The organism is Skermanella sp., assembly GCF_059503625.1.
The window spans coordinates 1-19,171 of sequence record NZ_JCACHA010000579.1 but is presented as its reverse complement, the minus strand read 5'-3'; the positions used below and the strand labels follow the sequence as shown (position 1 = coordinate 19,171).

Here is a 19,171-nt window from a genome sequence, read left to right as displayed (position 1 = left end):
GGCCTGGGGCTGGCCTACCCGATCGGCATCATGAACGCCGGTTTCAGTCCGGCGACCTTCGACGCGCTGAACTGGTTCCTGCCGGTCATCATGGGCATCCATGTCGCCTTCAGCTGGAGAAGCTACGAGAAGCTGAAGATCTCGACCGAGCGGGTGTTCCTGCTGGGCGCCGCCGTGGTCGGCAGCTACGGCATCTACCAGTTCTTCTTCCTGGCCCCGTGGGACGCGTTCTGGATGCGCGTCGTCCAGATGGACAGCATCGGCAAGCCGGCTCCCTTTGAGGTCCGCATCTTCGGCACGCTCAACTCGCCCGGCCCCTATGCCGACATGCTGGCGGCATCGCTGCTGGTGGCGCTCGGAGCAGCCGGCCGCCTGCCGTGGCTGGCGGGGATGCCGGCTGTCGTGGCGCTGCTGCTGTCGCTGGTGCGAGCCGCCTGGGTCGGATTCGCCGCCGGCCTGTTCCTGCTGCTCGCCAAGATGGACATGTCGAAGCGCGCCAAACTGGTCGCCGCCGTCGTGCTGACCATCGTGTCGGCATTGCCGCTGCTGTCGATCGAGCAGGTTTCCACCACGGTCACCACCCGGCTCGAAACCATGGTCGGCTCCGAGGCCAAGGAGGACCAGAGCTATAAGGACCGCGTCCACTTCTTCCAGACCTTCATCGTGGACGCGCTGTCCAACCCCTTCGGCATGGGGATCGGGGCCACCGGCGTCGCCACCAAGTTCGCCAACAACGGGCAGATGGGCGAACACGGCGTCGTCGACAGCGGGTTGCTGGAGGTTCCCTTCGTCCTCGGCTGGCTCGGCGGCATTCTCTACATCTCCGGCGTAGCCCTGCTGGTGCGGTCGGCCTTCCAGAGGAAGTGGAGCAAGCACGACGGTTTCGCGACGGTCGCCAATGCCGTGGCGCTGTCCGTCCTGGTCCAGATGATCTTCACCAACACGCTGACCGGCTTCATCGGAACGATGTTCTGGAGCTTCATCGGCTTCGCCATCGCCGCCGAGCGCCACTGGGCCGCCAGGGCCGATCAGGCCGAACAAGTCTCCGGTTCCGCCAGGGGGGTACCTTCCCGATGAGAATGAGCGTCCTGGTTCCTTCCTATAAGCGGCCGCAGGACCTTGCCCGCTGCCTCGCCGGGCTGGCGCGCCAGAAGAGGGCGGCCGATCAGGTCGTCGTCGTGGCGCGGCGGACCGATGCCGAAACCATCGATACCGTCAAGCGCTTCGCCCCGCTGTTCTCTCCCGGCAAAGCGCCCGACATCGTGCTGGTCGACCGGCCCGGCGTGATCCATGCCATGTCTTCCGGCCTGGACCGCGTCACCGGCGAGGTGGTGGCGATCACCGACGACGACGCCATACCCCACGCCGACTGGCTGGAGCGGATCGAGGCGGCTTTTGCCGGCTCCCTGAAGACCGCAGGCGTCGGCGGGCGCGACCTGATCCCCGGCGAGCTGGGCGGTCCGGGCGAACTGCACGAGCGCGTCGGCATCGTCCAGTGGTGGGGCCGCGTCGTCGGCAACCATCATCTGGGGTGCGGCGGTCCACGCAAGGTCCATGTCCTGAAAGGCGTCAACTGCGCCTACCGCACGGCTCTGCTGCGCCAGGTCGGTTTCGGCCGCGGCCTGAAGGGGGCGGGCGCGCAGGTCCATTTCGAACTCGGCATCGGGCTCGACCTGATCGCGCGCGGCTGGTCGCTGGTCTACGATCCGGCCATCCTGGTCGATCACTTCCCCGCTCCCCGGCAGGACTACGACAAGCGCAACAGCTTCAACGCGCGGGCCGTCAGCGATGCCGTCCACAACGAGACGGTCCTGCTGCTCCGGCACCTGACGGCGCCGCGCCGCGTGGCGATGATGGCGTGGTCGCTGGCCTGCGGGACGCGGGCGGCACCCGGCCTCGTCGGACTGGCGCTGGAAGCGCGCACCAATCCGGGCTTGGCGGCGGACCGCTGGCGCGCCACCCTGCGCGGCAGGATCGAGGGATACCTGAGCTGGCGGAGCCGGCGAAGCGTCGGCGGCCAGCCGGTCGCGGTCGGTTCCTGATGTCCCAGGATAGCCGTTCGACGGGGATGAGCCGCCGGGCCTTCCTCAGGTTCGGCGGCGGTCTCGCCTGCTTCGGGCCCGTCGTGTCCTACGCGTCGCAGCTGGAACCGCAAAGGCGCCTGCGCATCGGCACGGCCTGGCCGCTGCACGGCAACCTGCTCGGCCTGTCGAGCCGGCGGCTGGCGCAAAGGATCCGGTGGCGGACGGGGGGCGCGCTGAGCGTCGAGCTGACGGACACCAGTGCGATGGCGCTGCCGTCGCTCGACGACATCCACACGGCGCCGCTCGACGGATGGCACGCGTCGGCCCACATGTGGCCGGACGCGCCGCCGGTATGGTCGCTGTTCGGCATGCAGATGTTCGGGATGACGGCACGCGAACTGCGGGTATGGCGGAACACGTCGCCGGGCATCAACCTGCGCGACGAACTGGCCCGCAGGGCCGGCTTGGCGGCGTGGTTCACCGGCGACATCGGAGCCGGCGGCGTTCTGGTATGCGACGGCGTCTGGTCCTCCTCGGGGAAGATGGCCTGCGCTCCCGGATCGGCGCCGTTGTGGGAGAATGTCGGGTTCGACGTCGCGACTGCCGAACCCGACCTTGGATTCCATGCCCTGACCAGCGGCAGAGCCGTCGCGGCGGAGGTGCCGCCGCTGCTGGCGGGGCCGGTACGGCGACTGGCCAATGCCGGTCTCGGCTATGCCCGGTTCGGCGGCTTCACGCCCGGTCTGGCGACCGAGCTGCTGATAAAGGCCGAGGTCATGGCCGATCTGCCGGCGGCACAAGCGGCGGCGGTCGGCGAAGCCTGTGCCGAGGAAGCCGGCGTCTTCACCCTGGAAGCGGCACAGGAAGAAGCGTTATGGACGGACGCCCTGGCCCAGGCTGGCTTGCTGGTGGACGTGCCGGCGGAAGCGGTCCGGGAAGCGGAAAAGGCGGCCGGCGATGCCTTGCGCGACATGGCGGGCGACGGACCGTCCGGCATCGTCGTCGATGCTTACCGGAAGATGCGGCGGGACCATGGAGTCACGGCCGCGAGCCATATAGGTCGCAACATCGTATTTATCTAAAAATTTATCGGTGTAGCGCGTTAGCGTCACTTATCGGTGCCAATCAGTTCCCGTACTTTCATCTGAAACCGCAATACTCTGGTGTAGACAGTGAGACCTTTGAGATTGAACTCCGTCATCATGGAAAAGCGCCTCCAGCGGACGCTGGGTCGCTTCAGCTCCGTCAGGCGGCTTCACGGGCTGGTAGCGACGCTTCATCAGATCGCGTCGAACGATCAGGACCACCTTGACCCCAAGGGACAGGCATCTTCCGTGTTCGGCGGCCTGGATGTCGAAAAGATGGCTTACCAGATCAGGACGGACGGGCTTGCGCTGGGACTGAGACTGCCGGAACCCCTGCGCCTCGGCATGGCCCAGTTCGGCACCAGCGCGCCGGTCAAGCCCTGGGGCGCCAAGGAGCCGCTGCCGCTGGAAGCGGTCATGGGCGGCAGGCTGCCGACCGGCGAGCCGGTCGCGGTCGCCGAATCGGCCGGCATCGACGGCTGCCCGGAAGCGGCCAAGGTCATCCGCGATCCCAAGATGCTCCTGCTGGCCAAGCGGGTGCTCGGCTACAACCCGCGCAACATCGACGTTTCGCTGCGCTGGTCGTTCCCGACCCAGCTGTCCCTGACGGAACACTGCAATGTCGATCTGGCGAGCCGCTGGCACTACGACGTGATCGGCAAGAACTCGATGTCGCTGTTCTTCTATATCCTGAAGGGCGACAGCGACCTGGACGGCGCCCATGCGACGATCCTCAAATCGCACCGCAAGAAGAAGATCTCGATGCTGTTCCGGCCCAGCACGACGATCAGCGAATCAGAACTGATCAGCTATTACGGTCCGGGGCAGGTCGTCATCGCGACCGGCGAACCGGGCGACGGCTTCGCCGAGGACCCCAACACCTTCCACCGCGCCATGCAGCCGATCTCCAGCCCGCGTCTGGTGCTGCTGGTGCGGTATACGTGACGGGGGCACCTCGCGCCTCCTCGCGCCCCTGCTGTTTACCCCACCCTATAACCGTCATACCAAGCTTGATCTTGGTATCTCCCTGCGTCGGCGTTCAATAAAGCTTCAACGAAAAGTTTGACGACAACTGCTAAGTCGATCCCAGGAGATGCCAAGATCAAGTCTTGGCATGACGAAAACTTGTTAGTTTTCTTTCAATGCGCGACGAAAGCTCGCGATTTTTCTTCCCCCTTTCCGTCATGCCCGGACTTGATCCGGGCACCTCCTGGCGGAGACGGACGTGAGGACTTCAACCTGAAGTCCGGATGTCACCCGCTCAGCTCCCGAAAGGAGATACCCGGATCAAGTCCGGGTATGACGAAAAAAAGCGGACGGAAAAAGGGGAGGAGGGGGTGAAAGCGGCTGAAAGCCGCTTCTGTGCCGTTCCTGGCCCGGAAATGAGAAAAGGACCGCAGCGTTCCGGCTGCGGCCCTTTCGACGTAGCGGAAAAGACGATCCCCGCTCAGAACACCCCGAGCATCGCGGTGTGCTTGAGGACTTCCTCACCGCCGCGCCAGATCATGTCGAGCGCCACGTAGGTGATGATCAGAAGGCCGACCCAGCCGATCCAGCGATGCTTATGCAGCAGGTGGGCGACCATGTTGGCGGCGACGCCCATCAGCACGACCGACAGCAGCAGGCCGATGATCAGGATGTTCGGATGGTCCTTGGCGGCGCCAGCCACCGCCAGCACGTTGTCGAGCGACATCGACACGTCGGCGACCAGGATCTGCCAGACCGCGGCGCCGAAGGTCTTGGTCTGCCCCGGATTTGCCTGAGCCTGGGCGATCGCCTCGTCCGGCGCAACCTCGTCCTGGCCGTGGGACCGCAGTTCGCGGTACATCTTCCAGCAGACCCACAGCAGCAGCACGCCGCCGGCCAGTGTCAGGCCGATGATGGCGAGCAGCTGGGTCGTGATCAGCGCGAAGAAGATGCGCAGCACGATGGCAGCGCCGATACCCCAGAAAATCACCCTGCGGCGCTGTTCCACCGGAACCCCGGCGGCGGCCATGCCGACCACGATGGCGTTGTCCCCCGCCAGCACCAGGTCGATCGCGATGACCTGACCCAGTGCTATCAGTTGTGGCCATAAATCGAAGTTTTCCATTGTCCCCTTGTGTCCCCGTATCCTGGATCGCGACGCATGTTCATCAATGACATGCGCCGCCGATAGTTCAGATTTGCGCTTGAGCGTCTTGTTGCCGACGATTTTGCCGGGCCTTTAATACCACCGGCACCAATACAAGCAATGCGGCCGTTATGAGCAGACCCAGGGAAAGCGGATGAGTGAAGAACACCGTCGGGTCGCCCTGGCTGATCGCCAGAGCCCGGCGGAACTGCTGTTCGGCCAGCGGACCCAGGATCAGCCCGACCACGCAGGGCGCCACGGGTACGTCGAGCACGCGCATGCCGAAGCCGATCAACCCGATGATCCAGAGGATGATCAGATCCACGACGTTGTTGTTGAGCGTATAGGCGCCGAGTGTCGCGAACACCAGGATACCCGCATAGAGCCAGGGGCGCGGGATGACCAGCAGCTTCACCCAAAGTCCGACCAGCGGCAGGTTGAGCAGCAGCAGCAGGGCATTGCCGATATAGAGGCTGGCGATCATGCCCCAGACGAGATCGGGGTTGTTGTCGAACAGCAGCGGGCCGGGTTGCAGGCCGTATTGCTGGAAGGCAGCCAGCATGATCGCGGCGGTCGCGGAGGTAGGCAGGCCCAGCGAAAGCAGCGGGGCCAGCGTGCCGGCGGCAGACGCGTTGTTGGCGGCTTCGGGACCGGCGACGGCCTCGATGGCGCCGTTGCCGAATTCTTCCGGATGCTTGCTCAGCCGCTTTTCGACCAGATACGACAGGAAGGTCGGGATCTCGCTGCCGCCGGCCGGCAAGGCGCCGATCGGGAAGCCCAGCGCCGTGCCGCGCAGCCACGGCTTCCAGGACCGCTTCCAGTCCTCCTTGCCCATCCACTTCGAACCCTTGAGGGCATAGATCTCTTCCCGTTCGAAGCGGTAGCGGGCGGCGTTGTAAAGCGTCTCGCCGATCGCGAACAGCCCTACCGCGACGATGACGGTGTCGATGCCGTCCAGCAACTCGAGAATGCCGAAGGTCAGGCGTGCCTGACCCGTCTGAAGATCGATGCCGACCAAGCCCAGCGCCAGTCCGAAGAACAGGCTGGCAAGGCCGCGCGACAGCGAGGCGCCCAGCACGGCCGTCACCGTGGTCAGCGCCAGCACCATCAGCGCGAAATACTCGGCCGGGCCGAACAGCAGCGCCAGCTTGACCATCAGCGGAGCGACGAAGGTCAGGGCCAGCGTCGCGATGGTGCCCGCGATGAAGGAGCCGATGGCGGCGGTGGCGAGCGCCTGCGCGCCCCTGCCCTGCCGTGCCATGGCGTGACCGTCGATGGCGGTGACGATGCTGCCGGACTCGCCCGGCGTGTTCAGCAGGATCGCCGTGGTCGAACCGCCGTACATCGCCCCGTAATAGATGCCGGCGAACATGATGAAGGCCGAGACCGGCTCCAGCCCGTAGGTCACCGGCAGCAGCAGCGCCAGGGTCAGCGCCGGACCGATGCCGGGCAGCACGCCGATGGCCGTCCCGATGGTCACGCCGAGCGCCGACCACATCAGGTTGTAGGGTGTCATCGCGACGGCGAAGCCACTGGAGAGAGCGACTAGAGTTTCCATGTATCTGGTACCTTTCCGGCTGGCCGGCTGAGATATCTGGCGCGTTTCTGGACGACGCGTTTCTTGGCGACGCGATTCCGAGTGCCGCGATCGTTATTCGGCCGCTTCGTCAGGCTCGGCCATCAACTCCTCGAAGACGGAGCCGACCGGCAGGTTGAGGTCGAGGCCATAGTTGAAGAGACCGAAGGACGCCGCGGTCAGCGCCAGTCCGAGGATTGCGTCCTTGACGATCCTCCGGCTGCCGAAGGCGCGTGCCACCACCATGAACAGGATGGTGCTGGCCGGTATCCAGCCCAGCGTTTCCAGCAGAAGCATCTGAATTATCAGCCCGGCCGCCACCAGCACGACGGCGGTGCCGTCCAGCTCCAGCCCCTGCGCATGGGCGATATGGCCGGTGACCGCTTCGCGCAGCAATGCCAGGCCGACCAGGATCAGGCCGGCGGAGATCAGGTAGGGGAACAGGGCCGGCCCGACTACGGCATTGGCCGCACCTGGGGCTTGCGAGGTCTCGAAGGCGATGAAGGCTCCCAAGGCAAGCACGGCGGCGCCCAGTCCCGCTTCGCCGATCTTAAGGCTGCGTCCGGTTGTCATCTGTCGTTCTCCCGGTCTTCAGGGGGCGGTCTCTTCAGGGACGGTCTTCAGGGGGCAATTCTCAGGACGGGGCGCGCTATTTCTTCAGCAGGCCCAGCTCGTCGAGCACCGACTTGATGCGCGTCTGCTCGTCCTGGAGGAAGCCGGCGAAGTCCTTGGCGGGCAGGTAGCTGTCGACCCAGCCGCGCTCGGCGGCGATGGCCTTCCATTGCGGGCTGGCGACCATCTTGCCCATGGCCCCGTCCAGCGCCTTCAGGTCGGCCTGCTTGATGTCGCCCGACGCCACGACGGCGCGCCAGTTGACCAGCTCGACATCGACGCCCTGTTCCTTCAGCGTCGGGACCTCGATCCCCGGCAGGCGCTCCGGCGATGAGATGGCGAGCGCCCGCAGCTTGCCTTCCTTGAGCTGGGCCGCGAACTCGTTGTAGCCGCCGGTGACGACGGTGATGTGCCCGCCCATCACGGCGGCCAGCATTTCCCCGCCGGCGCCGCTGGCGATGTAGTTCATCTTGCTGACGTCCCCGCCGACCGCCTTGACGATCAGGGCATAGAGGATGTGGTCCGGGCTGCCGACGGCGAAACCGCCCCACGACACCGATCCAGGGTCCGCCTTGAACTTGGCGACAAGGTCGTCCATCGTCTTGATCGGCGATTCCGCCGAGACGATGATCGGCTGATACTCGCCGGTCAGGCGGGCCAGCGGCGTCACCTGCTCCAGGCTGACCGGCGACTTGTTGATCAGGGTGGCGCCGATCATGCCGAGGCCGGTGATCATCAGGCCGTTGCCGCGCTTCTTGCCCGTCACGAACTGGCTGAGCCCGATGGTTCCTCCCGCGCCGGGGACGTTCACCACCTGGACGCCGGTTGCCAGATTGAGTTCCTGCATGACCTGCTGCATGGCCCGCGCGTGCTGGTCATAGCCGCCGCCGGGATTGGCAGGCGCCATGATCTCGACGCTCTTCAGCTGTGCCAGGGCCGGCGAGGCCGTCATGGCGAATGCGGTCAAAGCCGCCGCCGCGGCAAAGCGGCGGGGCATTTCGAGGGACTTTGCCCACATGGATTGTCTTCCTCCCTGAGGGGGAGCCGCTCTGAAAGCGGCCCCCATCTTGTTCTTCTGTATACCTCGATATCCAGCTTACTTCACGAGACCGAGTTCCGTCAGCGTGGTTTCGATCTGGGCACGTTCTTCCTTCAGGAAACCGGCGAACTGGTCGGCCGGCTGGTACTGGTCGATCCAGCCGCGCTGGGTCAGGATTTCCTGCCACTCGGCGCTCTTCACCATCTTGCCGATCATCTCGTCGAGCTGCTTCTTCTCGGAAGCCTTGATGCCGCTCTGGGCGAAGATCCCGCGCCAGTTGACGAATTCCAGATCGACGCCCTGTTCCTTCAGCGTCGGGGTCTCGACACCGGCCAGGCGTTCCGGCGCGGAGACGGCAAGGGCACGCAGCTTGCCGGTCTGGATCTGCGGCGCGAACTCGTTGTAGCCGCCCATCGCCAGCGTGATATGGCCGCCGAGGATCGACGACATCAGCTCGCCGCCGCCGGCCGTCGCGACGTAGTTGATCTTGGAAGGCTCGATCTTGAGCTGCTTGGCGATCAGCCCTGCGAGGATCTGGTCGCTGCCGCCGGCCGAACCGCCGCCCCACGACACCGAACCGGGATCGGACTTGAACTTCTCGACGAGCTGTTCGAACGAGGTCAGCGGGCTGTCGGTCGGGACGACGATGGCGGTGTACTCGCCGGTCAGGCGGGCCAGCGGGGTCACCTGATCCAGCGTCACGGGCGACTTGTTGGTGACGATGGCGCCGACCATGATCTGGCCGCCGACCAGCATCGACGGGGCGCGCTTCTTGGCGGAGACGAACTGGGCGAGGCCGATGGTGCCGCCGGCGCCCGGAATGTTGGCGACCTGGACGCCGCTGGCGAGATCGAGCTTCTGAAGGACCTGCTGCACGGCGCGGGCGTGCTGGTCCCAGCCGCCGCCGGGGCTGGCCGGGGCGATCAGTTCCAGGCCCTTGACCTGGGCGGGAGCCGGAAGCGCTGTCATCGTGCCCGTGGCCAGCGCAACGGCGGCGAGCATGTAGCGGAAGGAGCCCAGCTTGTTCAGCAGCATGACGTTCGATCCCTGTAAAAGTTTGTTGGTTATGGATGTTCGGCCCGCCGCGCGGACAAGCTTGCCGCCTGACGCGACCCTGTCATGGCCGTGGTGTCCCGAATGCCGGAGAATAGGTCAGAGAGGCTTTTGAAAGGCGCTCATCGGTGGTTCCTCCGGCTCGTTCATTGTCGGACCGGCCCTTGGGCGGTCCCTTGCTTGACAGGGACCTTACCAGCGAAACCTGTCACCATCCTGTCAAAGCCGACAGGGATCGAGATTTCTTATGGCGCTCGTCCTAGGCCGGATCGGGTGGCCGACGCTGCGGCGAAGGAGCGGACTGGGTCTGGACGCCGGAAGCATTTCCGCCCTCCCGTGCTCCGATCACCATCTCCGTCGCCCATTTTACCAGCAGGGAAGTATAGGACTGCTGCCACTGCTCTTCCGACAGCGCGTGGTCGGCTCCCTGGATGACGCGGTAGGTCAGGGAATGGGCATTGTCGAAGGCGGCGCGGTAGTTGGCGATCACCGGATGCGGCACGATGCTGTCGTGCTCGCACTCGACCACCAGGGCGTCGCCCCTGAACGCGTCGCACGCGGCCAGCGCCCTGTTGTGCCCGGGCGTCACGCGCGTCTGGCGGTAGGCAGCCAGCTCCTTCTTGTTGAGCTGCCATTTCGGCAGGTGCCAGTCCTCGTCCCGGTACAGCGCCGGTGCCCGCAAGGCCAGCCATCGCACCGGCCGCAGGCCGCTCAGGATCGTTGCCAGATAGCCGCCATAGCTGCTGCCGACCACCGCGATGGCCGATCTGTCGACGGACGGACGGCTCACCAGCCTGTCGTAGGCGGCGAGCATGTCGCGCAGGTTATCCTCGCGGGTGACCGTTTCATACTGTTCCCCAGTCAGTCCATGGCCGCGCAGGTCGATGGTCAGGCAGACGCAGCCGAGCGCCGCGATCTCCCGCGCCCGGTTCAGGTATTGCTCCTGGGTGCCGCCCCAGCCATGGACGAACAGGACGCCCGGCATGGCGGAAGCGGGCGTGACGAAGGTGCCGGAAATGGTGTCTTCGTCGACTTGGATGCGGACCTGTTCCTCACGCGTCGTCATGGACCCTCCCGGCCATTCCTGTCGATCCTCGCCACGGTGTATTTGGTCAGGGGACCGGCCTTGGGATCATGCCCCTGGAAGTACACGGTGGCGTCCGCAGGCGGTTCGCAGTCCTCCCCATAGGCCTCGAAGCAGGCCGCGTGGACCGCCTTCACGCCGGGTTCCGTCCGGAAGATCTCCAGGGCGGCGACTTCCGCACCAGTGGCGCCGCCGAGACGCCAGGACTGTTCCAGCACGCCGGACCTGCGCAGACCGTCCGGTCCGGTGCCCTGCGCCACGTCGTAGTTCCGCCGCGACAGGATGATGCCGGGAAAGCAGGCTTCCGCCGCCGCGTCGAAATGGCAGGCCTGCACGACGGCGTCATGGACCGCCCGCGGCAGGCCGAGCGTCAGCAGCCGGTCGAACCCGCCGGGCACCGCAACCAGGTCGGTGCCGCCGTATACCTGCTTGCCGTCGTTGTCGCGGGTGAGGCGCTGTGTCCCGTAGTAGGTCGCGACGAGATCGCCGACCCGGACCTGCCCGACGCTGTGGGTCGTCACGTCCCTCAGGTTCTCCTCCACGACCAGACCGTGGGCGGCCAGTTCCGCCGGCTCGATATCGGCCAGCGCCGCTTCCAGTTCCGCCATGCCGGATATCACCGTCTGGCCGTGCCCTCCCCTGGCGCGGACCGCCTTCAGACGCGCCGGACCGCGCTCGAGCAGCCGGGAACAGGCTTGCAGCGCATCCTCGGCGGTGAAGACGGTGTATCCCGGCAGAACGGCGTCCCTGACCATATCGCCGAACTGGGCCGACCAGCCCTGGGGAGCGCTTGCGCCGGGATGGACCAGCGAATGCGAGATCGCCTTGGTCGCCACGAAAGGCCAGGGCACCACGCCGCCGAACAGGTCGTGCTCGCTGCAGATGCCGAGCGACCGGGCATGGTCCAGGCCGGCGATCGTGTCGTCGGGAATGAAGTAGAGGGGACCGGCGTAGTCGGCGCCGGCATCGTACTGCCCGGAGAAGGTGTATCCCCTGAGCATTCCGAGCTTGCGGGAGATCGCGCTGTGCGTGAACGCTTCGTGGCCGCCGCTATCGCCACGGGAAGCATGGCAATATTCGACTGCGACGCCGCCGGACTTCGGGTTCCGTGTCGGGAAATCCACGTCCGCCACCTTCGGGATTGCGGGACTTACAGTGACCGCAACCACGGCCGGGACGCATCGTTCCCCCTATTTCGCGAAATAGCCCTGCATCCGCAGCCGGCTCATCGAGATGTGGTTGCGGCGGACGAAGTGGAGGCTGTTGAGGTCGTTCAGTTCCAGCGCCTCGATCAGGTCGCCGATCTCGCCCCCGAAGGCTTCCACCTCTTCCGCCCAGTTCTTCCGGGACAGCAGTTGCAGCCACATCCGGGATGTCTGGAAGAACAGGCGGTCGCTGATATCCCGCAGGGGCACATTGCCGATCGAGCGGGAAACCTCCTTCTGGACCGCGATGCTGAGCAGCCCGAACTGCTCTATATCGAACTTCTCAATGTCGAACTTCTCGATGTCGAATTTTTCCGTGTCGATCCGCGCATTCGTGCCGGTCCGCTCGCCGAGCGAGCGGCAGCGCTCCGCCAGCTGCCTCATCCGGCCGATCGCATCGCCGTCGCACGGCAGCAGGGTCATTTCACCGCTGATTTCGGCCAGCTTCATGCGCAGGGTATCGATCTCCAGCAAAGCCTGCCGGTCGATCAGGGTGACGATGGTGCCGACGCCGTGACGGCTCTCGACCAGTCCTTCGTATTCCAGCCGCTGAAGGACGCGCCGCATCGGCGTCCGGCTCATGCCGAATTCGCGCGCGAGTTCGGATTCGACGAGCCTGTGGCCGGGCGGGTAGCGCAGCAGGCAGATGCGTTCCCTGATCTCCGCATGGATCGCTTCGAACCGCATCCGGGCTGCGGTCGGAACGGAGCGATTGCCGCGTCTTCTCCGCCGGACGACCGCGTCGTCGATCTGGTCGGCCGGTTCCAAGTCAGTCGGTCGGCATGGATGTCGGATTGGTCATCGCCATCAGGGTCTGCTCGGCGATCGGCCGCAGCGCGCCGTCGGCACCCTGGGTCAGGACGACGTAGCGAGGTGTCCCGGTGCCGGTGACCCGGACGAGCAGGTCTTCCAGGTTCCTGCCGGCGACGTCGGCGGAGGCCAGGATATCCAGGGCGATACGCTGTCCGCCGTGGCTCAGCGTCACGGAATGCGCCGAAACGGTCGTTTCCTGGATCTTCGCGTCCACCAGTCGGCGGGACTGTGCCATCCAGGCCGGCAGCACTCCCTTGAGGGCTGACGGGTCCAGCCGTTCGGCCAGCACCCGGCCAAGGCCGGAGGCCGGAGCCAGATGGTATTCCGGCTCGGGGCTGAGCTTCGCGGTCCGGAGAGGCAGGCAGTCCGAATAATCCTCCCCTCCCGCAAGCTCGGAGAAGTGACGGCGGCGGTCGGGACGCATCGTGGCGGTCAGGAAGCCGAGGCAGTTCCGGATGCGGACATCGCCGTCGGAGAAACTGCCGAACAACTCGGACCGCGGTCTGGTCATTTCATAATCGAAGTTCGTCAGGGCCGTCTGGAACGACGGATCGTGAACCGTCGAACCGCGTTCCGGCTTGCCGAGGCGGATGCCGGAGTGGTCCAGGGCCATGGCGACGCCAAGGACACCGAGCATGAAGCCCAGGGCGGCGGCGAGCGTCCAAAGGGACTCGCGCTTTTCTTCGGTCTGCTGCGAATTGGCCATGCGGATTTTCCTGGATCGGCCCGGCCATGCCCATTGGCGAGGCTAAGCCCTGTTTGTCCTCGGAGCATGCCAAATATTGGTTAATGATTTGATGCGGATTTGTGCGAGCGGCGCCCTGTACGAGCGCGTTCGGGAACTCGCCCACCGCGATAACGCGTCGCCATGGCATTTTCTACTGGTGGCGCTTGGGATTGTCCTGTCGCGTCAATGCTCGACACGCGACCTGATTGGCGCAACCCCCATTCTGAAGCGCCGCAACGCCGTCGATAAGCGCACCATCGGCCTCGTACCGGGTCCGCAGGATCGGGTGGATGCGGCGATGTAGGCTGCGAAAGCCGCGTCCCTGCCCGGACGGGCAGTTGAAACGACGGTGCAGACCGTTCTAAGAAGCCCGGCCCATGATTTCAGGAGGAGACGCGGCATGGATCGCTTCACCGGCGGTTGCCTGTGCGGCAACGTCCGTATCATCGCGACGGGACGCCCGTATCGGGTCGGCCTTTGTCACTGTCTGGATTGCCGCAAGCACCATGGAGCCCTGTTTTACGCTGCCGCGGTGTTTCCTCAGGATGCGGTGACGATCGACGGCGAAACACGGGATTATGCCGGGCGGTTCTTCTGCCCACGCTGCGGCTCGTCCGTCTTCGCCCGCAGCGGGGACGAAATCGAAGTGAACCTGGGATCCCTGGATGCCCCCGGCCAACTGACGCCGACCTACGAGAGCTGGATCGTCCGCCGCGAGTCCTGGTTGCCGCCGTTTCCGCTCAGGAGGCGATACGACCGCGACCGTGATCCTACGAGTCGCTTCGAGGATTAGGCCGCCGCGCGAACGGTTCCGAGGCGATGCCACAACTTTGTCTCAGGCGCGCCGTTCACCATCAACTCTTTGGAAATCAGCCGAGGTCAAAGTGCCGCTCGGACCAAGGAGTTGCCAAATGAACCTCGTTACTTTGAACCCGGCACATGCCAAGACCCGTGCGCCCCGGCGGCATCTGTTCTCGGGCGTGGCTTCCATGCTGGCGCGCCTGATCAAGCTGGATGCGGTATCGCGCGCCGAACGCACCCTCAACCGTCTGCCGGACGAGTTGCTGGCCGACATGGGGATCAAGCGGTACGAGATCGCCGAAGCCGTGCGCTTCGGGCGTGCCGACGATAGCCGCGCGGGTGCCCCGGCGAAGATCATCGCCCTGCGCCGGCCGAACGGCCGCCCGGACGGCGGTCCCGACATGCCGCGCGCCGCCTGAAGCTTCCGCGTCCTTCCGCAAGGTTCGGCGCACCCGTCAGGTTTGCGCCGATAGCTTGGGGATCAGGACGGTGACGGTGGTGCCGGTGGCGCCGGTCACGGTGGAAACCGTGCCGTCGATCTGGCCTGCCAGCGCCTGCACGATGATCGTGCCGATGCCGTCGGAGTGCGCTTGCGTCATGCCCGCCCCGTCGTCGGCCACTTCCAGTTCTATGCCGTCCTCAAGGTCCCGCAGCGAGACCTCGATCCTGCCGCCGCCGCAGTTTCCACCTCCGCCGGCATCGCCGCAGGCGCAGGCCGGGAAAGCGTGCCGGTAGCAGTTGTTGATCAGTTCGTTGGCGATCAGGCCGATCGGCAGGGCGGTATCCAGGTCACACAGGATCGGGTCGGCATCGACCATGATGTCGATGCCGTTCCGTCCGTGCAGGTCGGCCAGACGCAGGCCCAGTTCTTCCAGGTTACGGGCGCAGTCGATCCGCTGGAGGTTGTCGGATGCGTAAAGCTGCTGGTGTATGGCGCCCAGCACGCTCAGGCGATGGCCGATGACTTCCAGCCGGTCGCGCGCCCGGGCGTCCGACAGCCGGCTGCGTTCTACCTGGATGACTCCCCAGATCGCTTGCAGATTGTTCTTTACCCGATGGTGGACTTCCCGCAGGAGCGTGTCCTTCTCCGCCAGCCGCAGTTCCAGTTCCGCCTGCGTCAGCTTGAGGTCGTTGACGTCCAGCGCCACCGCATCCCAGACCACCGTCCCGTCCTGCTCGCGATGGGGCCGGGCGATGCTGCGGATCCAGGTCTTCACGCCCTCGGCGCTGACGACGCGGAACTCCATCGATATCGGCTCCAGCGTCCAGGCCGATCTGCGGATCGCCTCGATCCAGCGCTCCCGGTCTTCCGGGGCGATCAGCCGCTCCGCCACTTCCTCGATGTCGCCGGGCCGGAACCGGGCGTCACGGCCCAGGTTCAGCAGCGACCGTCCCCCTTCGCTGAAATAGGGAAAGCTGAGCCTGCCGTCGGGATGAAGCACACGGCGCAGAATGGCGCCCGGGATGTCGGCGGCGATCCGGTTCAGCCGGCGCTCGGCCACTTGCTGGGCTTCCAGGCTGGCAAGCCGGGCCTCGGCGGCGTGACTCCTCAGGATGCTGGCGATCAGCGAGGTCCCCAGGCCGGCCGCGATCGCCAGCGCCAGGAGACCGCTTCCGGCCGCCAGCGCCAGGTTGAGCCGGTTGGTGCGGCCGACGACGGCGAAGGGAACCGATGCGGTGACGAACCAGCCGGCGCGCTTGATCCGGTTGACGCTGGTCAGGTACTCCGCACCCTCCAGCCCCCGGACCGGGAACGCTTCCTGCGGCTGCTCCAGCCCCCTCGCCAGGGTTGGGTTGGCTTGCCGACCGATGTCCCGGTCGAGGGGTCCGGCCGCGACCGTGCGGGTAATGATCCGCAGGTCGCCGTCGATCAGGCACAGCGACCAGCCGGATTGCAGCTCGTCCAGTTTCAGCGGATCATGGAAGGCCCAGGCACGGATGCCGACGGCCAGCACGTGGGAAACACGGCGCGGTTCGCCCGACCGGACGGGCACGCGGAACGACACGAACGGCTCCGGGTAGCGGCCGGGCTCCACCATCACCCCGCTGACCACCGGCTGGCCCGCCCGTATCACTTCCCTCATCGCCGCCGGATCGAGCAGCGGCGGCAACGACGACGGATCCACCGACAATCCGTGCTTCAGGCCGTGCCTCAGGTTGAACACGGGACGGTCCTGATCGCTCAGGACCACGTTGATCCAGTCCGGATGCGCCGCCATCATGTCCCGCGCATGGGCGAAGAGCCGCTCGACGCCGTCCGGTTCGTCAAGGCGTGCCCCAAGCGCCAGGGCTTCCAGGGCGCTGAGGTTGCGGGCGATCTCGACGTCCATCGCCGAGGCGGCGGCGCGCGCGCCGTCCTGGATGTTGCGGGCGAGGTTGTGTTCCTGGAGGCCGTTCAGCACGAAGACCATGACGGCTGAGAACGTCAGGATCGGCAGCAGTGCGGCGATGAAGCTGAGATATGCGCGCTGGACCACACCGCCTCCATGGCTATCCGGTGCCGATCACCATCGCGCAACCAATAGTTAGATATGAGACGGAAGGCAAATGAAACTGCCTATCAGAGTAGGCCGGCGTGCTGGAACTCGACCAAAGGATTAGCGCCGCGCAGCGGTCCTATGACGCATTGGAGAGCTTGCGGGAAGCATCGGCGCGGGAATGGTCCGCCTTGGCAAGGTCCTGCCGGGCGATTTCCATCATCGTCGTCAGTTTCACGACGTTGCCGGTGTTCGGATTCGCCGCGGCCATCTGGGCGATGTTCTCCATCTGCGTCGCGGCCTGGAACAGCCTTTGAGCAACTTCGGTCTCGCCCTGGCGCAGGCTTCGCGACGCCATGCTGCGCGTCGCCTTGGCGTGCATGATCCAATCGGTGTCGGTCAACATGTCGGCTCCCTGGAACAAATATGTGAATCTAGCGCAGCGTCCCGTCCTGATACGTCCCTGGAAAAGGCTACGCAAGACCCCCGCCTGTTCTGTTTCAAAAGAAATGATATATTCTTTAAATTATGGTTTATGTGAGGCGGTCCTATGACGTAATCGTGCTCTGTACTTCAGTTTCCGCTACCGATTTCATCTGGACTGTGAACCTGTGCGCGCGGGCGGAAAAGCCGCATTACAGCACGCCGTGCGCCGGACTATCATTCCGCCATGACCCAGCCCCCTGGTCCCTCCCTTGGCCTTCCCCTTGGCCCCCCGCTTGGCCCCGATGCCGTCCATCTCTGGTATACGCTGTCGGACGACATAGCGGCTCCCGCCGCCATCGATGCCTATATCGGGCTGCTGTCGCCGGACGAACGTGCCCGCCACGACCGTTTCCTCAACGAGCGAGCCCGGCACGAATACCTGATCACCCGCGCCCTGTGCCGCACCGTCCTGTCCCGCTACGCCGGCATGTCCCCGGCCAACTGGCGCTTTCGGGCCAACGCATGGGGACGGCCGGAAATCGACGCACCCGCCGACGCCGGGATCTCGGACCTGCGCTTCAACCTGTCCAATACGCGCGGGCTGGTGGCCTGCGCCGTGACGCGGGGCGGCGAGATCGGCGTCGATGTCGAAGCCATCGACCGCGCCGGCGACCTTCTGGAGATCGCCGACCGCTTCATGGCTCCCCTGGAGGCCGCCGACATCGCCTCCCTGCCCGCCGACGCCCAGGCGTCGCGCTTCTTCACCTACTGGACGCTCAAGGAAGCCTATATCAAGGCGCGCGGCATGGGGCTGTCGATCCCGCTGGACAAGTTCTGGTTCCTGCACGATGGCGGCGATGCCGAATCCTCCGCCCGGCTGGTGCTGGCCCCGGACATGGACGGCACGGCGGCGGGGTGGTCCTTCGCCCAGTTCCGACCGACCGACCGGCATTTGCTGGCAGTGGCACGGCGGAACCCCGCCGCCGCCACGCCCGGCTTCGACCTCAAGGTTCAGCGGATCGTGCCGCCTGACCCGCGTTAATCATCCTTTCAGCAGACTGCCCCAATGATGCGGCCTTGAGACAATTTAGGCCAAATTGTCGCCCCGTCCCCATGGGCGGGGTTCGACGGCACAAGGGAGCGGTGCGGATACGACGATGGCAAGCAAGGTGGCGGCTGCCAGAAAGACGGATGCGGCGGCCCCGGCGGGCAGGAAGAGCGAGCCGGTCAGGATCGATTCCGCGGGCTCCGGCAAGCAGCGGCACCCGATCCCGGCGGGCACGCTGCTGTATTCGGCGCACGGCTTCGTCCTGCACGGGCCGGTGTACCTTATGTTCATCTCGGCGCTCGCCATGCTGGTCTATTCGTTCTTCGCGTCGAAGGACATCATCGTCATGGCCCCGCTGACGCTCCAGCGGCAGGCGGTGACGATCCAGGCGGTCAGCGGCGGGCTGGTCGAGAGCGTCGAGGTGGCGGAGAACTCGATCGTGTCGGCCGGCGACCCGCTGGCGACGATCCAGGAGAAGATACGGGCGGCCTCCACCCCGGAGCAGGAGGCGTTCCAGCGCCAGATCGACGACTTGCAGCTACAGGAGCGCGAGTCCCTCAAGGAATACGAGTTCCGCTCCAACCAGCTCGAACTGGACCGGCGCAACCTGTCGCAGCGGCGGGCGACCGAGCAGGGCGCCATCGACAACCGCATCCGCCAGATCGAAATCCAGGTGCAGACCGCGCAGCGCACCCGCATGGGCCTGGACGAGGATCTCGGCAACGCCCGCCACGACCTGTCGGTCAAGCAGGAGCTTTTCGCCAACCGCGACATCCCGCAGGTTGATTTCCAGCGCGCGCAGGCGCGGGTCAGCGACCTTCAGCGCGCGGTCGGCAATGCCGACGCGGAAATCCAGAACGTCCGCCTAGCCCTGGAAACCGCCAAGGGCGAGCGGCAGCGGCTGCGGGAGACGTTTTCCCAGGAGCGGCTGGACAACGAGATCGCCAACCTCGCTCAGTCGCGGGAGCGCGACCAGAAGCTGATCTCCGACAGGATACTCGACCTGAACAGGCGTTTGGCCGAGTCCCGCACGCTCGTCCCCGGCGTCCACTACGAGTCCGACAAGGCCATCTACAGCAGCCTGGAGG

20 protein-coding genes are annotated in these 19,171 nt (G+C 65.7%); 9 read left to right on the top strand and 11 right to left on the bottom strand.

The annotated features are described in order from the left end of the window. From AC5JJ6_RS14220 to AC5JJ6_RS14205, 4 genes are all read left to right on the top strand, one after another. The coding region (locus AC5JJ6_RS14220) for an O-antigen ligase family protein (protein WP_496042676.1) at nucleotides 1-1,077 on the top strand (1,077 nt) is incomplete at its 5' end. Further along, complete coding sequence (locus AC5JJ6_RS14215) at nucleotides 1,074-2,042, top strand: glycosyltransferase family 2 protein (protein ID WP_496042675.1); 969 nt, start codon at nucleotides 1,074-1,076, stop codon at nucleotides 2,040-2,042. The genes AC5JJ6_RS14220 and AC5JJ6_RS14215, both read left to right, overlap by 4 nt. Next, nucleotides 2,042-3,106 carry a hypothetical protein gene (locus tag AC5JJ6_RS14210; RefSeq protein WP_496042674.1) on the top strand — a complete coding sequence of 355 codons (1,065 nt, stop codon included), beginning with the start codon at nucleotides 2,042-2,044 and terminating at the stop codon, nucleotides 3,104-3,106. The genes AC5JJ6_RS14215 and AC5JJ6_RS14210 overlap by 1 nt, the downstream gene beginning before the upstream one ends. Before the next feature lie 120 nt (nucleotides 3,107-3,226). Next, nucleotides 3,227-4,054: a phytanoyl-CoA dioxygenase family protein gene (locus tag AC5JJ6_RS14205; protein ID WP_496042673.1), complete on the top strand. Its 828-nt coding sequence runs from the start codon at nucleotides 3,227-3,229 to the stop codon at nucleotides 4,052-4,054. Nucleotides 4,055-4,556: 502 nt separating this feature from the next. Here the strand turns inward: AC5JJ6_RS14205 and AC5JJ6_RS14200 are convergent. The 9 genes from AC5JJ6_RS14200 to AC5JJ6_RS14160 all read right to left on the bottom strand — a co-directional run bounded on the left by AC5JJ6_RS14200 (nucleotide 4,557) and on the right by AC5JJ6_RS14160 (nucleotide 13,310). Then, complete coding sequence (locus AC5JJ6_RS14200) at nucleotides 4,557-5,201, bottom strand: TerC family protein (protein ID WP_496042672.1); 645 nt, start codon at nucleotides 5,199-5,201, stop codon at nucleotides 4,557-4,559. Between the two features lie 67 nt (nucleotides 5,202-5,268). Further along, a complete protein-coding gene (locus tag AC5JJ6_RS14195) occupies nucleotides 5,269-6,780 on the bottom strand; it encodes a tripartite tricarboxylate transporter permease (RefSeq protein WP_496042671.1) in 1,512 nt (503 codons plus the stop codon). Between the two features lie 93 nt (nucleotides 6,781-6,873). Further along, on the bottom strand, nucleotides 6,874-7,371 hold the full coding sequence (locus tag AC5JJ6_RS14190; protein WP_496042670.1) for a tripartite tricarboxylate transporter TctB family protein: 498 nt from the start codon (nucleotides 7,369-7,371) through the stop codon (nucleotides 6,874-6,876). A gap of 76 nt (nucleotides 7,372-7,447) precedes the next feature. Further along, on the bottom strand, nucleotides 7,448-8,428 hold the full coding sequence (locus AC5JJ6_RS14185) for a tripartite tricarboxylate transporter substrate binding protein (RefSeq protein ID WP_496042669.1): 981 nt from the start codon (nucleotides 8,426-8,428) through the stop codon (nucleotides 7,448-7,450). A gap of 78 nt (nucleotides 8,429-8,506) precedes the next feature. Next, on the bottom strand, nucleotides 8,507-9,484 hold the full coding sequence (locus tag AC5JJ6_RS14180; RefSeq protein WP_496042668.1) for a Bug family tripartite tricarboxylate transporter substrate binding protein: 978 nt from the start codon (nucleotides 9,482-9,484) through the stop codon (nucleotides 8,507-8,509). Between the two features lie 277 nt (nucleotides 9,485-9,761). Next, nucleotides 9,762-10,568, bottom strand: coding sequence for an alpha/beta hydrolase family protein (locus AC5JJ6_RS14175; protein ID WP_496042667.1), 807 nt, complete (start codon nucleotides 10,566-10,568; stop codon nucleotides 9,762-9,764). Then, a complete protein-coding gene (locus AC5JJ6_RS14170) occupies nucleotides 10,565-11,710 on the bottom strand; it encodes a DUF3182 family protein (protein ID WP_496042666.1) in 1,146 nt (381 codons plus the stop codon). The genes AC5JJ6_RS14175 and AC5JJ6_RS14170 overlap by 4 nt, the downstream gene beginning before the upstream one ends. Before the next feature lie 66 nt (nucleotides 11,711-11,776). After that, entirely contained in the window at nucleotides 11,777-12,559 is a 783-nt protein-coding gene (locus AC5JJ6_RS14165; protein WP_496042665.1) for a GntR family transcriptional regulator, read from the bottom strand. A gap of 1 nt (nucleotide 12,560) precedes the next feature. Continuing rightward, on the bottom strand, nucleotides 12,561-13,310 hold the full coding sequence (locus AC5JJ6_RS14160) for a hypothetical protein (protein ID WP_496042664.1): 750 nt from the start codon (nucleotides 13,308-13,310) through the stop codon (nucleotides 12,561-12,563). A gap of 76 nt (nucleotides 13,311-13,386) precedes the next feature. On the opposite strand from AC5JJ6_RS14160, the gene AC5JJ6_RS14155 reads away from it, so the two are divergent. The 3 genes from AC5JJ6_RS14155 to AC5JJ6_RS14145 all read left to right on the top strand — a co-directional run bounded on the left by AC5JJ6_RS14155 (nucleotide 13,387) and on the right by AC5JJ6_RS14145 (nucleotide 14,551). Beyond that, complete coding sequence (locus AC5JJ6_RS14155; RefSeq protein ID WP_496042663.1) at nucleotides 13,387-13,635, top strand: hypothetical protein; 249 nt, start codon at nucleotides 13,387-13,389, stop codon at nucleotides 13,633-13,635. 96 nt (nucleotides 13,636-13,731) lie between these two features. Then, nucleotides 13,732-14,124 (top strand): GFA family protein, encoded by a 393-nt coding sequence (locus tag AC5JJ6_RS14150; protein WP_496042662.1) that lies wholly within the window; start codon nucleotides 13,732-13,734, stop codon nucleotides 14,122-14,124. Nucleotides 14,125-14,242: 118 nt separating this feature from the next. Beyond that, nucleotides 14,243-14,551, top strand: a complete 309-nt coding sequence (locus tag AC5JJ6_RS14145) for a DUF1127 domain-containing protein (protein ID WP_496042661.1) — start codon at nucleotides 14,243-14,245, stop codon at nucleotides 14,549-14,551. Nucleotides 14,552-14,587: 36 nt separating this feature from the next. On the opposite strand, the gene AC5JJ6_RS14140 is transcribed toward AC5JJ6_RS14145, so the two are convergent. Both AC5JJ6_RS14140 and AC5JJ6_RS14135 read right to left on the bottom strand, forming a co-directional pair. After that, complete coding sequence (locus AC5JJ6_RS14140) at nucleotides 14,588-16,609, bottom strand: sensor histidine kinase (RefSeq protein ID WP_496042660.1); 2,022 nt, start codon at nucleotides 16,607-16,609, stop codon at nucleotides 14,588-14,590. 139 nt (nucleotides 16,610-16,748) lie between these two features. Continuing rightward, entirely contained in the window at nucleotides 16,749-17,012 is a 264-nt protein-coding gene (locus tag AC5JJ6_RS14135) for a hypothetical protein (RefSeq protein ID WP_496042659.1), read from the bottom strand. Between the two features lie 267 nt (nucleotides 17,013-17,279). Between AC5JJ6_RS14135 and AC5JJ6_RS14130 the strand changes: the two genes are divergently transcribed. After that, nucleotides 17,280-18,077, top strand: a complete 798-nt coding sequence (locus AC5JJ6_RS14130) for a 4'-phosphopantetheinyl transferase family protein (RefSeq protein WP_496042658.1) — start codon at nucleotides 17,280-17,282, stop codon at nucleotides 18,075-18,077. Between the two features lie 115 nt (nucleotides 18,078-18,192). After that, on the top strand, nucleotides 18,193-19,171 hold a 979-nt coding region (locus AC5JJ6_RS14125; RefSeq protein ID WP_496042657.1), incomplete at its 3' end, for an HlyD family secretion protein.